12 protein-coding genes and 1 pseudogene are annotated in these 13904 nt (G+C 62.7%); 9 read left to right on the top strand and 4 right to left on the bottom strand.

The annotated features are described in order from the left end of the window. Positions 1-172: 172 nt before the first annotated feature. Positions 173-1071, bottom strand: a pseudogene (locus tag N8A98_RS17910) (sugar-binding transcriptional regulator). A 184-nt stretch (positions 1072-1255) separates the two neighbouring features. Between N8A98_RS17910 and N8A98_RS17905 the strand changes: the two are divergent. The 9 genes from N8A98_RS17905 to N8A98_RS17865 all read left to right on the top strand — a co-directional run bounded on the left by N8A98_RS17905 (position 1256) and on the right by N8A98_RS17865 (position 10669). Beyond that, the gene (locus tag N8A98_RS17905; protein ID WP_262167330.1) at positions 1256-2170 is read left to right on the top strand and encodes a tagatose-bisphosphate aldolase; all 915 of its coding nucleotides are present in this window, start codon (positions 1256-1258) and stop codon (positions 2168-2170) included. A 16-nt stretch (positions 2171-2186) separates the two neighbouring features. Further along, positions 2187-3605: an ROK family protein gene (locus N8A98_RS17900; protein ID WP_262167328.1), complete on the top strand. Its 1419-nt coding sequence runs from the start codon at positions 2187-2189 to the stop codon at positions 3603-3605. Between the two features lie 403 nt (positions 3606-4008). Beyond that, positions 4009-4194, top strand: a complete 186-nt coding sequence (locus tag N8A98_RS17895; RefSeq protein ID WP_113121993.1) for a hypothetical protein — start codon at positions 4009-4011, stop codon at positions 4192-4194. 351 nt (positions 4195-4545) lie between these two features. Then, the gene (locus N8A98_RS17890; protein ID WP_113121992.1) at positions 4546-5217 is read left to right on the top strand and encodes a sugar transferase; all 672 of its coding nucleotides are present in this window, start codon (positions 4546-4548) and stop codon (positions 5215-5217) included. Between the two features lie 17 nt (positions 5218-5234). Continuing rightward, the gene (locus N8A98_RS17885; RefSeq protein WP_113121991.1) at positions 5235-5594 is read left to right on the top strand and encodes a hypothetical protein; all 360 of its coding nucleotides are present in this window, start codon (positions 5235-5237) and stop codon (positions 5592-5594) included. Between the two features lie 54 nt (positions 5595-5648). Continuing rightward, positions 5649-6854, top strand: coding sequence for a glycosyltransferase family 2 protein (locus N8A98_RS17880; protein WP_262167325.1), 1206 nt, complete (start codon positions 5649-5651; stop codon positions 6852-6854). Continuing rightward, a complete protein-coding gene (locus N8A98_RS17875) occupies positions 6851-8134 on the top strand; it encodes an O-antigen ligase family protein (protein WP_262167323.1) in 1284 nt (427 codons plus the stop codon). Before N8A98_RS17880 ends, N8A98_RS17875 begins: the two co-directional genes overlap by 4 nt. Next, on the top strand, positions 8131-9126 hold the full coding sequence (locus N8A98_RS17870; protein WP_262167322.1) for a glycosyltransferase: 996 nt from the start codon (positions 8131-8133) through the stop codon (positions 9124-9126). Before N8A98_RS17875 ends, N8A98_RS17870 begins: the two co-directional genes overlap by 4 nt. A gap of 49 nt (positions 9127-9175) precedes the next feature. Then, positions 9176-10669, top strand: a complete 1494-nt coding sequence (locus N8A98_RS17865; protein WP_262167320.1) for a lipopolysaccharide biosynthesis protein — start codon at positions 9176-9178, stop codon at positions 10667-10669. Between the two features lie 240 nt (positions 10670-10909). Here N8A98_RS17865 and N8A98_RS17860 read toward each other — a convergent pair whose 3' ends face one another. The 3 genes from N8A98_RS17860 to N8A98_RS17850 are packed head-to-tail and all read right to left on the bottom strand — an operon-like array spanning position 10910 to position 13890. Beyond that, on the bottom strand, positions 10910-11803 hold the full coding sequence (locus N8A98_RS17860) for a polysaccharide pyruvyl transferase family protein (RefSeq protein ID WP_262167319.1): 894 nt from the start codon (positions 11801-11803) through the stop codon (positions 10910-10912). Between the two features lie 33 nt (positions 11804-11836). Further along, positions 11837-12625: a family 16 glycosylhydrolase gene (locus N8A98_RS17855; RefSeq protein WP_262167317.1), complete on the bottom strand. Its 789-nt coding sequence runs from the start codon at positions 12623-12625 to the stop codon at positions 11837-11839. Between the two features lie 29 nt (positions 12626-12654). Continuing rightward, the gene (locus tag N8A98_RS17850; protein ID WP_262167316.1) at positions 12655-13890 is read right to left on the bottom strand and encodes a polysaccharide biosynthesis/export family protein; all 1236 of its coding nucleotides are present in this window, start codon (positions 13888-13890) and stop codon (positions 12655-12657) included. Between the last annotated feature and the right edge of the window lie 14 nt (positions 13891-13904).

The raw sequence follows: 13904 nt of genomic DNA, 5'->3' as shown, positions 1-13904 counted from the left end.
ATATAGAACTTCACGGCAGGGCCGCCGTGTCAACACGATTTAGGCGCGCAAATATCAATTTTTACGCGGAGAAAGATTAGAGGCCTGTTGCCACCACGTTTGCGGTCATTCCGGCGGGGGCCGGAATTACCTTGTGGATGGGACGGACTGGGGGCACTGCCCGAAGCGGAATCTAGCCCAGCGTATCGAGGATTGCTTCAGCCGTGCGGGCATCCGTGACCAGCGCGGTGATAAAGCCGGCTTTGGCGGCGCCGATGATGGCGCCGACTTTATTCTCGCCGGCGGCCACGCCGATGACCAGGGGGCGGCGCGGAGCTGGGCGGGAGAGGCTGCAATCATGCGGGACTCGCCTTCCCACTGGATCAGTTTGCCGTCGCGGTCGAAATAATGGCGGATCACGTCGCCCACCGCATTGCTCAACGATTGCTCGCTGGGCGTGGCGGCGCTGGCTTCGGGGGCGTTGACGGCGTGCGGCAGGCCGACGCCGACAATGGCGGCATCGATCCGATCCCACAGGGCAACGCTATCGGCAATGGATGGATCGGCGAGGAAGGCGGCGCGGGTTTCGGCCGAGGGCAGATAGGGCGCGTGGATGAAATGGGGCGTCCCGCCCATGTGCCCGGCAGCGACGCGGACGAATTCGTTGACCTGAAAATGCGGCGCATGCTGCTGCATGCCGCCCGTGGCGGGCACGGTGATGATGCCTGGCAGCGGGGGAAGCCCCGCCTGCATGACGGCGCTGACCGCCCTACCCCAACCGATGGCGAGCACGGAACCGGCGCCCAGGCCCGCTTCCTTGAGGAGATCACCCAATGGGGTAGCCAAGGCTTCGAGCACGCCGGCGGAGGGGGCGTCGATAACGGCAGCGCGCTCGAGGCCCAGCCCGGCGATCAGCCGGTCGCGCAGGGCTTCGGGGGCGACGATGTCGCGAATTTCGATGCGCACAATGCCTTCAACGCGGGCGCGCTGCAGCAGGCGTGAAATTGTGGCCGTCGACACGCCCATGCGCTTGGCGATGTCCACCTGGCTCATGTCGCTCTCGTAATGCAGCTTGGCGACCGCATGCATCATGGAGCGGGAAACGCCTGCATCCCCGGACTGCGAAGACAGCTTGAAATTCCTTTCAGCAATGTGTTACATCGTCGACAACGATAACCCTTATCGCCCAAACCCCGCTGTTAGGCAATTGCCGCGCAAAACACCGTTTTGCGTGACCGGAGCCTCTTTGTCGCAATTTACGAGGAGCATATTCGACATGGCACGCATGACCACCGCCGAAAGACGCGGCTACCACCAGATTTGTGGACAAGATGGCGCGATGATGGTGATCGCCTGCGACCAGCGCGGGGGCATGCGCACGCTGCTGGCGACGGACCCGGAGGCCCAGGCCAGGATCAGCAATGAAATGCTGGGCAATACCAAGGCCGATATCACTCGCTATCTCGCCAGCCAGGCGTCTTGCGTGTTGGTGGATCCGATCTGCGCTGTGCCGCAGGTGGTGGATGAAGGCGTGTTGTCGCGCGATACGGCGTTGCTGATCGGGCTGGATGCATCGGGGTGGGATGTCTCGCCCGAAGGCTACCGGATTTCCAAAATGGTCGATGGCATCACGGCTCGCCGGGTGCGCGAGTTGGGCGGCACGGGCGGCAAGATCATGATCTATCTGCGCTCGGACACGCCTGCCGCCAATAGTCAGAACATGGCGACACTGGAACGGGTTATTGCCGATTTCGCCAGCGAGGACCTGTTGCTGGTGGTGGAATTTCTGACCTATGCGCTCGAAGGGGAAAGCAAGGAGGCCTATGCGGCCAAGATTCCCGAGCTGATCCAGGGCGGCACGCGGCTTTGCCTTGATGTGGGTTCCAAGGTGCTCAAGCTCCCCTACCCCGGCTCGCCCGAATCTTGTGCCGAGGTCACCCGTCTGTGCGGGGAAGTCCCGTGGGCGATCCTGTCGGCCGGGGTGGATCACGCAACCTTCTTGCAACAGGTCGAGATCGCCATGCACAATGGCGCCTCGGGGGTGATTGCGGGGCGGTCCTTGTGGAAGGATTGTATCTCGCTGGACAGGGCCGAGACCAAGCAGCGGCTGGAGACCATTGCCGTGCCGCGCCTGCGCGAAATTCAGGCGGTGATTGCCCGCTATAGCGCCCATAAGACGCGGGTCGCCTGAGCGTTGGGAGCGTGCCATGGGGCAGACGGCTATTGGCGTCGATATCGGGGGCACGCATGTGCGCGCCGCCCGGGTCAGCAACAGCGGACAGATATTGGCCAGCGTGCGGGCGCCGAGTTCGGCCGATCCGCAACAGGTGCTGGCCACCACGATCGATTTGATCGGCCAATTGATGGTCGATGGCATTGCCGGCATTGGCGTCGGCGTGCCGGGGCGGGTCGATGGCAGCACCGGAATTGTGTTTTCGGGCGGCTATGTCGATCTGTCGAAGCTGCCCTTCGCGCAATTGCTGCGCGAGGCGACCGGGCAATTCGTGGTGCTGGAAAATGATTGCAGCATGGCGCTGCTCGGCGAGGCCGCGTTTGGCGCCGGACAGGGCAAGCAGAACCTCGTCATGCTGACCATCGGCACCGGCATTGGCGGGGCAGCACTGGACCATGGGCATTTGCTGCGTGGGCGGAGCACGGCCGGGCAGTTCGGACATGTGGTGGTGGCGCCTGATGGGCTGCTCTGCGCTTGCGGGCGGCGGGGATGCGTGGAGACACTGAGCTCCGGCACGGCGTTTGGCCGGCATGTCTGCGAGGCGGGGCTGCCGCCCGGCACCAATGCCGACACATTGCTGGAACGCCGCGACCAGGGCGATGCGCAGGCATCGGCGGTGTTGACCGCCTGGGCGGGGCCGCTGCGGCGGGCCATTGATGGGCTGGTGGCGACGCTTGATCCTGATCTGGTGCTGCTGGGTGGTGGCATGGGCGGACGGGCTGTGGCGGCGCTGGCGGGGATTCCGGCGGAGAATTGCTGGTATCAGAGCCCGATTGTAGCGGCGCAATTGGGCGACGACGCTGGCGTGATCGGTGCGGCGCGTTGCGCCATGGACCGATTTGCGGCGCGAGGGCGCAAGCGGGCCGTGCTGGTCAATGGCGTGCCGGCCAGTGGCAAGAGCCAGGTGGCGCATGCTTTGTCGGTACAAACCGGATGGCCGCTATTGACGCTCGATACGGTCAAGAACCCGTTTCTTGAGGTGATCGAGGGGGTGGACCGGAAGTTCAACCGCACGCTTGGCAAGGCGAGCTACAAGGCGATCTGGTCGCTGGTGGCGGATGCGCCGGCGGGGACCACGGTAATTGTGGATGCCTGGTTCGGGTTTCAGTCACGTGAACTGCTCGAAAGCCACCTGACTATGGCGGGAGTGAGCGAAACGCTGGAAATCTGGTGCCAGGCGCCGGCCGAGGTGGTGGTGGAGCGCTATGCCGGCCGGTTGGAGGATCGGCTGCCGGGGCATCCGGGGGCGGCGTATTTGCCGGAATTGGCGGCGCTGGTGGCACGTGCGGAGCCGGTGGGTCGCGGACCAGTGTTTGACGTGGATACGACCAAGGCGACCGATATAGGGGCGATGGCGAGCTGGATTGCCGGGCACTGGCCGGAGGCGCTTTAGGTTTGTTTGCGCGGAGCAGATTACTCGAGCAACGCCGCTTGTCGGACCGCGACGGGTCGCGCGGTGGTCGAGGGCAATATCTCCGCTCCGGCGATCGGCAGCACCACCCACCGCCACTCCACGCCATTAGTGCTAGTCCTAAAGTTGATTTGCCGCCGCTTGTGGCGGGGCGGTGAACGCTATATAGCGTTTCTATTGTGTGAAGCCGCCAGAGCAATAAGGCGGTGAGGTTTTCGGTATTTTGTGCAAGTCGTGGCACTGGAAACGCTGTCGTGCGTTTACCAGTTGCTTGAACTCATCCATTGCTGAAAATTTCACTATAGACGTTAGGGTAGTTTTCCGAGGTTTGCGATAGACGGCACGGAGTTGCCAGTATCGCAACGTTTGGGGCAGGAGCCAGAACATGAGCCAGGACGGACACGACAAGAAAGGCGCCGCAGAAAACGGCGTCGGGGCACCCGTCGCCAATCTTCGGAGCCAGATCTGGAGCCGTTGGCCTACTGGCATGACCGCGCTGGCCGTGATCGTCCTCGCCTGGGTCGGCGTCTACCTGCTGTGGAACGGCATCATCTTCGTCTTCGCGCGGTAACCCTCCGCCACCTCCCATCCTGCCAATTGTGATCATCTCATGATCACGTGCCCGCATGACAGCCATGCGCGTACGCTGTTGCCTGCCCCACATAATCGTGATCATTTTGATCCCGCAAACATGCGCTTGATTTGCTTTTGAGCGAACCGCGCCTTTGCAGGACCAAACCGACAGAAGTCGGCAAACATCAAGCGTTTGCTACGAACCCTCGCAGCGGAGACATCCGGGCGGGACTGCGGTAATCACGGCCCCCCGCCCTGCGGCACCGGGGCATCATCGCAAACCATTACAGCTGGACACGAAAAGCACAGTAGCAACTCGAACTACGTTCAACATGGCGGGTGAACAAAAATGTCGATAGTCAACGCAGGCCTCGATCTCTCGGGCATCGAGACCCAAACCAAGTCGCCCAAGGGCGGCGCGCTGAAACGAGCATTCGATGTCACGATTGCATCCATCATGCTCTTTTGCGCGCTTCCGGCGATCTTTTTCATCATGGTCACCATGTTCTCGATCGATCGGGGACCGGTATTTTTCTCCCATGAACGGGTCGGACATCGCGGCAAGAAGTTCCGCTGCCTCAAGTTCCGCTCCATGATCGTCAATTCCAAAGAGGCGCTGGAACGGCACCTCGAAATGTTCCCGCTGGCCCGCGAAGAGTGGGAAGCGACCCAGAAGCTGCGCAACGATCCGCGCATTACCCCGCTGGGCAAGTTCCTGCGCGACACCAGCCTCGACGAATTGCCCCAGCTGATCAACATCATTCGCGGCGACATGAGCCTGGTGGGGCCCCGTCCCATCGTGCAGGACGAAATCGTTCGCTATGCCAACGACATCACTGCCTATGCCAGCATGCGTCCGGGCCTGACCGGCCTGTGGCAGGTTAGCGGCCGCAGCGACGTGGACTATGAACAGCGCGTCCGGCTCGACGCCGAATATGCTCGTAACTGGTCCTTCATCGGTGACATTGTTATTATGCTGCGCACCGTCAAGGTCGTGCTGATGCGCACGGGCAGCCGCTAGACTACAGGAGGCGATGAATGGCTTCGATCCTTTCCGTCGGCACGCGCCTCTTCCGCACCCGTGATCCTTCGCGCGACGCCAGCACCGACAAGGACCGTTTCATGACGGTCCGCCGCTCGCTGCTGGCGGCAATCGAGGGGGCTCAGCGGGAACGCGAAGGCCTGCAGACACGCCTCGACGTCTACTATGCCCAGGCCACCAATCTGATCGACAATTCGGGCGAGTTCGGCACCCGCTCGGAAGAAGACGAAGGCGCCATCGAGGACGCCGAGCGCAATGCCGCTGCGGCCCGCCTCAGGATCGGCCAGATCAGCGAGCATATGCAACAGCTCAAAACCGTGCTGGCCACTCTCGACGCTACGGCGCCGCAGGCCTGACGGGACAAGCCGGCGCCTGTTGGCGCCTGGCAATCTTTCGAACCGGAGCTCGCCATGCAGCCCACGCGCGCACAGCAGGGGATTCCGACGGTTTCCGTCATCATGGCGAATTACCGCGGCGGCGCGACATTGGCGCGTGCGCTGGAATCCGTGCTGGCCCAGACCATGGGCAATCTCGAAATCATCGTTTCAGACGACGCTTCGCCCGACGATAGCGTGTCGGTAGTAACCTCCATCATGGCGCGCGACGAGCGCGTGCGGCTGCTCGCCTCGCCGCAGAATGGCGGCCCGGCCCGCACGCGCAACCTGGCGCTGGCGCGGGCCCGCGGGCAATGGATCGCCATCATTGATTCCGACGATATCGTGCATCCCGAACGGCTCGAGCGCTTGCTGGCCGCGGCGGCGCATTTCAAGGCCGATATCGTGGCCGATGACCTGCTGCATTTCCACGAGGACGGCAGCCCGCCGACCCTGCTGTTGGCCGACCACGACAAACCATTCCCCGTCAGTGCCGAAGCCTGGGTGACCGCCGGCATGGATGGCAAGCTGCCCGCGCTCGGCTATCTCAAGCCCCTGATCCGTGCCGAGGCGCTGGGTCTGCTGCGCTATGACGAAACCCTGCGGATCGGCGAGGATTACGATCTGCTGCTGCGCACGCTGCTGGCCGGCGCCAGCATGTGGATTGTGCCGGAACCCTGGTATTTATACCGCCGCCACAGCGGCTCGATTTCCCACCGGCTGTCGACCAACGATGTTGGCGCCATGCTGGCCAATCAGGCGCAATTGCTGGCTGGGATCAAGCCCGAGGCCGGCCTGGCCCATGCCTTTGCGCAGCGCCGCGATGCCTTGCAGGGCGCGCTGGATTTCGGCCGGCTGGTGGAGGCAATCAAGGCTCGTTCGCCGGGCACCGTCCTCAAAATCATCGCGCGGCGCCCTGCCCTGTTGCGGCGGCTATGGAACTCGTTCACCGAAGGCCGGCAGCGCCGTGCTGCCACGCCGCAGGTTGCAGCGAGTGCCGGCCTACTGAACGTCGATAAACATGCCACCCTGCCCCCCTATGTGCCGAGCCAAAAGGTAGACTGGCCCCGTTTCCGCCGCGATCCGGCCTGGTTGGCGCTCGCGACGCAAGGCGCAAACGCTCACCAGATCATCGCCAAGGACGCTGCCGCCCGCTATGCCGCCGGATTCATTCCGGCTGCCGCTGCGCCCACGCCGATCCGTAACCAGCTCGCGACCAATGCGCCGGCGGTGGCGACATGACACGGCTACTGCGCCGCCGCGGCATTGCCGGGCCTCTGGTCGATATCGATCTTGCCGCCACCTTCACCGTGCTGGCCCTGTCAGGACTGGTGCTGAACGCCTTGGTCGGCTCGTTAGCCGCTATGGCCTTTCTCGGCTTTGGCGGGCTGCTGCTGATCAGCGATCCCCAGCAAAGCATCACTCTGGTCGCCCGCTGGTGGTTCCTGCTGTTGCTACCGGCCTATTGCATGCTGTCGACGCTGTGGTCGCAATATCCCGAGATCACGCTGCGGGCCTCGATCCAGCTGATGATCACACTCGCCATCGCCGTGGTGATGGCCGGACGAGTCAAGCCGACGACTCTCGTGCGAGCCCTGTTCGTCGTCTACGCCGTGGGGATATTGGCCAGCGTCACCATCGGCAATCGGCCGTCCGGGGCGCCCTGGCTGGGCATTTTTGGCAGCAAGAACGCCTTTGCGGCCCATATCGCCGTCTTCGCCTTGACCTCGCTGGCGGTCGTCGTCGATCGCCATGCCGGGCTTTTGCTGCGGCTGGGGGCTCTGGCCGGCCTGCTGATTTCCGGGCCTTTGATGGTCCTGGCGCAATCAGCTGGCGCCATCATGATGGTCGTCCCCTGCGTCGCCGTCATGGTGCTATTGCTGCTGACAGGACGCCTGACCGGCAATCAGAAGCTGTTCATGACGCTGGGCGTCATCATCGTTGGAGCGGCCTTGGGCTTGTTCATCATGGCCAATGGCCAGACGTTGCTGTCGGAAATTCTCGAAGGCTCGGGCAAGGACCCGACGCTGACCGGGCGCACGGATCTGTGGGCCACCGCCTTCACCTTCATTGCAGAACGGCCGCTGCAGGGCATTGGCTTCCGCGCCTTCTGGGTGGCCGGCTTTGCGCCCGCTGAACAGCTCTGGGCTATGTTCCTCGTGCCCTCGGGCTCGGGCTTCAACTTCCACAACACTTATATTTCCAACGCCGTAGAAATCGGCCTGATTGGCGTCGGCCTGCAGGCTTTCCTCATTTATGGCGGCTTTCTGCTGATCGTGATCGCCACCATCCTGCGGCCCAATCCGCAAAACGCGTTCCTGGTCGGCCTGCAATTGCTGGTCATCCTGCGCAGCTTCATCGAAGTCGAAGTCTTCTTCGAGTTTTCCGTGCGCTCGATCCTGGTGGTGGTGACCTTCATCTATGGTGCCCAGGGCGTGCTGCACGAATTGCGCGCCAATCGCCGCTCTCCCCTGCCCGCGTCGCGGCAGGTGTATATTCGCCCCATCGGAGTCCAACCATGACTGAAACCAATTCCGGCCTGGTCCAGATTCGCACGCCCACCTACAAGCGCCCCGTCGCCCTGCAACGCGCGCTGCAATCGATGATCGACCAAACCTGGGCCAATTGGGTCTGCGACGTCTATGACGACGATGCCGCCCAGGCGGGCAAGGCGGTGTGCGAGAGCTTCAACGATTCCCGTATCCGCTATCACCACAACGCGCCGCAGCGCTTTGCCTCCAAGAATATCGACCACTGCTTCACAGCCGAAAATCCCAATAACGCCGACTATTTCTGCGTGGTGGAAGACGACAATCTCATTCTGCCCGACTTCCTCGCCGAAAACATGCGGATTTGCCGCGAGGACGGCGTCAATGTCGTGCTGCGCAACCAATATGTCGAGCACAAGAGCGGCACCACAGCGGCCCATTTGAGCGTCGGCGGCGTGCTCGATGACCTGTTCGTCGAAGGGCTGTACCAGCCCGACGAATTCCGCCTGTCGCTGCTGATGGGGATCGGCGTGTCCAATGGCGGGCTGTTCTGGTCCCGCAATACGGCGTGCCAACTCGAAATCGGCTTTGGCTGCACCGCCACGCTACAGGAATATATGCGCTCCTTCTCCATCGTCGAGCCGATCTACGTGGCCATGACGCCGCTCGCCGTTTGGGCGGAAAATGCCGAACAGACCACCCGCAATGCCGAACTCAAGGCCTCCTATCTGCGGCGCGAGCTTGATTTGAAGCGCTCGGTGCAGGAATTGCAGCGGCTGGCCTGGCAGACGGCCCCAAAAGGCCTGCGCGACGGCTTCATGACCAATCCGAAATGGGCAGCCCAGGCGCCAACCCGGGCCAGCGGCCTCGCCAAGGCGCTGATCATGGACGGCGCCTCATCGGCCATTGCCTTCAAGGACGCGCTGCGCCTGCGGGCGCGTGGCCTCGCCATACGCCTCTTCGGCCGCACCACACCGGATTTCCACGCCTTCGTGCAATCGCGGCTGCCGGCCGTGCAACGTTGAGTCATTCCGCCCCCACGGGCAGCAAATAACCGGCCCGTATCGAGTAAATATGAGTGTTACCAATGAGATCGGTCGCGGCCCTGTGCTCGACCATGTCCGCACCAACCGGTCCGGCGCAGCCATTCGCGGCGTGCTCTGGTCGGTGGTCAACAGCTTCGCGCCGGCGGCGCTCGGCATTCTGGTCTTCATGGCGACCTCGCGCGTGCTCTCGCCGGCCGAATTCGGCATCGTCTCCTATGCCGCCAGCATTGCCATGCTCGGCACCGCCATCGCCCCGGCCGGGTTCAGCGAAGCCATTATCCAGCGCAGCAAAATCGAGCCGCGCCATCTCGATACCGTGTTCTGGCTCTGCACCGGAGCGGCGCTACTGATTTATGCCGGGCTGTGCTTTGCCGCCTTTCCGCTGGCCAATCAGCTCAACGAACCCATTCTCAACGCCCTCCTCCCCTTTATCGGCATCAGGGTGATTTTCGATATGGCGGCGGCAGTGCCCAATGCGCTGCTGGTCCGCTCCATGTCGTTCAAGAAGCTGGCGATGCGGACCACTGTGGCCTCGGTCGTCGCGGCATTGCTGTGCCTGGCGCTGCTATGGCTGGGGTTCGGTCTCTGGGCACTGGCTTTCTCACAACTCGCCACCGCCATCACCACCTGTATCGGCGCGCTGGTCTCGGTGCGCTGGCTCCCCAAATTCCGCTTCAGCTTCCAGGCCCTGCGCGAGCTGGCCAGCTTCGGACTTTTCGCCTCGGGCAATCGCATCATCACCCTGGTCAGCATCGATCAATTGCTGATCGGCACGCTACTCGGGCCCGCCGGGCTTGGCATTTACAGCTTTGCCCGCCGCATTTTCCAGATATTGACCGACCTCATCACCGGCGCGCTCAGCTCGGTGTCCTACGCGCTGCTGTCCTCGCTGCAGAACGAGCGCGACAAGTTGCGCGAGGCCTATTTCCTCGGCACCTTCGCCTCGTCCGTGCTGTCCTTCCCCGTCTTCATGGGGCTGGCGCTGATTGCCGACGATTTCGTGCCGCTGGCCTTTGGGCACAATTGGGTGGAAGCGGTTCCGGCCGTGCAGGCCTTCTGCCTGCTGGGCCTGATCACCAGCATCGGCGTGCTGCAATCGTCCCTGGTCAAAAGCCAGGGCCAGGCCGATCTATGGTTCTATTACCTGATCGGCAAGCAGGTCACGACGGTGCTTTATGTCGTCCTGTTCTACAAGTGGGGCGTCAACGCGCTGACGCTGGCCATCGTCATCCAGAATTTCATCATGTGGCCGCCCTCGGTGCACATGGTCATCCGCATCCTGCGGGTATCGGCCTGGGCGTATCTGGGGACCTTCGCCACGCCCGTGCTGGCGACAGCGCTGATGATCGGCGCGGGAATCTTTGTGAAGCTGGAGCTGGTCGACGCCCACCCCGTGCTGCGGCTGGCGGCAACAGTGGCCGTGTGCGCGGCAGTGTATGGCGGTGCAATCCTGGTGCTGGCCCGCAAGCGCCTGCTGGCGGTCAAGGGCATGGTGCTGAAGAAGCGCAAGGCGAAAGCGTAGGGGGAGCCCCGAGCTGCACCCTCCCCGTCGAGGGGGAGGTGCTGGGCCGCGGGTAACCCAAGTTCCAGTTCTACTCACGGCGTCATTCCGGCGCAGGCCGGAATCCATGCTGAAGGCCCTCCACGGATAGCTGTAGTGGAGAGTTCACAGAATGGATTCCGGCCTGCGCCGGAATGACATTGTGGGTGGGGCGGTTGAGTGCCCCATTGTTAACGGCCGTCGGCGTAGCTAGCGGTTTACCTAGCTCACCGCCAACCGCGACCGCACAAACCCGTCCACGGCCGCTGCAGCCTTTTCCGTCACCTCGCCAATCTTCGCATCGCTGCTCAGTTGCGGCTCATAGGTCGCCATCTTCTGCAAATGCTTGGCGGCCGAATGGGTCAAAAACGCATTGGGGATCGCCGCCAACGGACTGCGGCTCAGCGCGCCGATCTTGCCGGCGGGACCACCGCGGCCGGTGCGGCCGATATAATATTCGAGCACGCTGGATGGCTTGAGCTCATGCATGCGCAGCTCGATATCGAGTGCGCCGGACCAATCGAGCCACTTCATATGGTGCCCGGCAAAGATCGGCTTGGCGCCGATCCAGGGGGTACGCAGCGCATCGGCAACGATGGCGCCATGCATGGCCTCGGTGATCAGCACGCGGGCGCCCTTGATCTCGGCAATGACTTTTTCAAGCGGATCGGTGGCGTCGATCAGCTTGATACCCGCCAGACGGCAGGCCTCGTCCCAGGGGCCACGCTCGAGGCTTTCGTAATGCGGCATGAAGGCGACATCGATGCCAGTGGCTGGCTTGGCCAGTTCCATCTGGCGCAGCAGGATCGCGCTGTCGCAAATGGCCAGATCAGGCGAAATCTTGAGCTTTTCGGCGGTCTTGGGCCCGCGCACGAAGCGGATGTCCCAGGTGCCGTCATGCACATCGGGCAGGCCCATATAGCCGGCATAGCCCGAGCCCATCACGAACTTGCGGGACGTCTCAGGCAGATGCGTACCGATGATCGAGCCAATGCCGACAAACAGCTCGCTCTCGTCCTCGTCCAAAAACCCTTCCGGCAGGATTTCCGGCCAGACATATGTGTTGAGCTCATCACCGAAATTCGGCACCTTGCCGCGGAAGAACACCAGCTTCATTCAAAATCCCTTTTCTGATTGGCCGGCGGCCAGCTATTGCAGTGTGCACAGCACCGATTGCGGAAAAGCGCAGCTTTCGCCCTGCGCAGTGAAGGCGACCCAATCCACATCCATGGCGATCGGCCCGCTGGGCGGTGCGAACGAGCCCATCCAGTCGCTCAGCGTATCGGTGCCCCACAGGCTGAAGAAAATGCGCATGGCATTGTTGGGCACCTGATAGCTCTCGGTCATGGTGCGGACGAGCTGGTTGTTGATGTAGTAATCCAGTCGTCCCGGCGTCCATGTGACAGCGAAATTGACGAAATCGGAATCCGAGGCATAGGGCAGCTGATGGGACATGCCGCTGCCCACCTGCCCGTCCCCGCTCACGCCATTAACGAAGCTGGTGGTTTCCACGTGGTTGGTATCCTTGAGAAGGATTTCAAAATCCAACTCATCATGCGGCTTGCCCTGCTGCGGGCCGATATAGGTGAAAAAGGCCGCATTGAGCCCCGAACCCGCCGGCGTCTTGAGGCGAGCCTCGAACGTGCCATAGCCAAAGGCTGTCTTGGTCTGGATTTCCCCGCAGGCATATTTGCGGCCACCAGCGCCGCTGCTCGGGGCAAAGCCCACCTTGAGCCTGCCGTCCTGCGTCTTCACCTGCCCGGCCGACCAGGTGCAATTCTGGTGCGCGCCATTGGCCCAGCCATCCGAAACATACCAGCGCTGGCCATTGAGCGTATCAAAATCGTCAAAGAAGCTGGCGCTTTGGGCGAGAGCGGGCGTGGCAAGGCAACACAGAGCGGCAATTGCGGAGGCTGCAAGGCGGCTGACGCTGGACATGGGCTTACTCCAATCACTAAAACACAAAACTACTCGGCAACAACCAGGCGGACCTGGACGACATCGCCGGACAAAACCGGCGTCGACATTTCGGCGGGGATTTCCTCGCCGTCACGGACAATGCTGTAGGTGTAGCTGGCAAGCGACCCCGCCGTGCCCGGCGCAATGCCGGAATAGGCCACGGCCTCGCGCACCAGACCCTGCTGGGTGGCGAGCTTGAGATTGACTTCGGCCAGCTGCGCCTCGACCTCCTGCCGCTCCACCGTGAGTTGGGAAGCGTGACTATCGGCCAGGTCGGTGCGGCGGATTTCGGCATCGCCAATGGCCTGTTGCGCCTGCAATTGGGCCATGTCGATATCGAGCAGGCGCGTTTCATAATCGGCGACGCTGGTTTCGAGCGAAGCGACACGCGACACCACGGCCAGGCCATCATTGGCCAACGAGCGCACATTGGTCAGTTGCTCCTGCGCCACCGACAATTGGCGTTCCGTCGCGGTCCGCTTCTGTCCAAAAGTCTCGATCTGCCGTTGCAGCACAGTGGTCTGGCTATCCAGCGCCGTGCTTTGCGAATTGAGTGCCTTGAGATTCGCCACCAGCACGGCCTGCTCGTCGGCTAGTAGCGGCTCGACGCCCTCGACCCCGGCAAACTGCTCGGGCGGCGCAATGGTGTCCTGCCCGGCCAATTCGGCGTCGATGCGTGCCCGCTTGGCCAGCAGTCGTAGCTGTTCGTCCTGCAGCACCTGATAGGCACCGCTGACGGTGAGCACATCGCGCTCGGCCCGGGAATTCGCATCGGCGCCGCGGCGCTCGCCCCCGGCAAGGCTGAGTGCCTTGATCAGGGTCAGCCCCGGCAGGAATTTGTATTCACCCGGCGATTGCACATCACCTGCCACATAGATCGGGGCAAATTCGGCAATCTCGATGCTGACATTGGGTGAAACCACCAAGCCAAGCGATTGCTTGAGCCCATCGGCCAATTCACGCGCCAGATCCTGGGAGGTTTTGCCGGCGCTTTCCACATCGCCCACAAAGGGGAATGCAGTGGTGCCCGCCGGACCCACCACATATTCCCCGCCCAGCGCCGTCCATTCCTCGAAGGTGGATTCGGCCGCCTTCCATTGGACCACGCGAACGTTGATCTTGTCGGAGACGTTGAGTGTGTAGGGTTCCGCAGCAGCGGACGCCGCACTCAGTGCGACGACCAAACCCAGTGCCAGAGCGCCTTGGCGCAGGACATTGGGCCGGAACGGAGTCGCTTTCTTCATGGGCCAGGCCTCGT

Source organism: Devosia neptuniae, assembly GCF_025452235.1.
GTDB lineage: Bacteria > Pseudomonadota > Alphaproteobacteria > Rhizobiales > Devosiaceae > Devosia.
This window is presented reverse-complemented; position numbering and strand designations above follow the sequence as displayed.

Bases quoted from the DNA above. Each gene is read 5' to 3' on its own strand.
- N8A98_RS17855 (WP_262167317.1), bottom strand. From the start codon at position 12,625: ATGTCCAGCGTCAGCCGCCTTGCAGCCTCCGCAATTGCCGCTCTGTGT.
- N8A98_RS17880 (WP_262167325.1), top strand. From the start codon at position 5,649: ATGCAGCCCACGCGCGCACAGCAGGGGATTCCGACGGTTTCCGTCATC.
- N8A98_RS17870 (WP_262167322.1), top strand. From the start codon at position 8,131: ATGACTGAAACCAATTCCGGCCTGGTCCAGATTCGCACGCCCACCTAC.
- N8A98_RS17905 (WP_262167330.1), top strand. From the start codon at position 1,256: ATGGCACGCATGACCACCGCCGAAAGACGCGGCTACCACCAGATTTGT.
- N8A98_RS17885 (WP_113121991.1), top strand. From the start codon at position 5,235: ATGGCTTCGATCCTTTCCGTCGGCACGCGCCTCTTCCGCACCCGTGAT.
- N8A98_RS17875 (WP_262167323.1), top strand. From the start codon at position 6,851: ATGACACGGCTACTGCGCCGCCGCGGCATTGCCGGGCCTCTGGTCGAT.
- N8A98_RS17865 (WP_262167320.1), top strand. From the start codon at position 9,176: ATGAGTGTTACCAATGAGATCGGTCGCGGCCCTGTGCTCGACCATGTC.
- N8A98_RS17890 (WP_113121992.1), top strand. From the start codon at position 4,546: ATGTCGATAGTCAACGCAGGCCTCGATCTCTCGGGCATCGAGACCCAA.
- N8A98_RS17900 (WP_262167328.1), top strand. From the start codon at position 2,187: ATGGGGCAGACGGCTATTGGCGTCGATATCGGGGGCACGCATGTGCGC.
- N8A98_RS17895 (WP_113121993.1), top strand. From the start codon at position 4,009: ATGAGCCAGGACGGACACGACAAGAAAGGCGCCGCAGAAAACGGCGTC.
- N8A98_RS17860 (WP_262167319.1), bottom strand. From the start codon at position 11,803: ATGAAGCTGGTGTTCTTCCGCGGCAAGGTGCCGAATTTCGGTGATGAG.
- N8A98_RS17850 (WP_262167316.1), bottom strand. From the start codon at position 13,890: ATGAAGAAAGCGACTCCGTTCCGGCCCAATGTCCTGCGCCAAGGCGCT.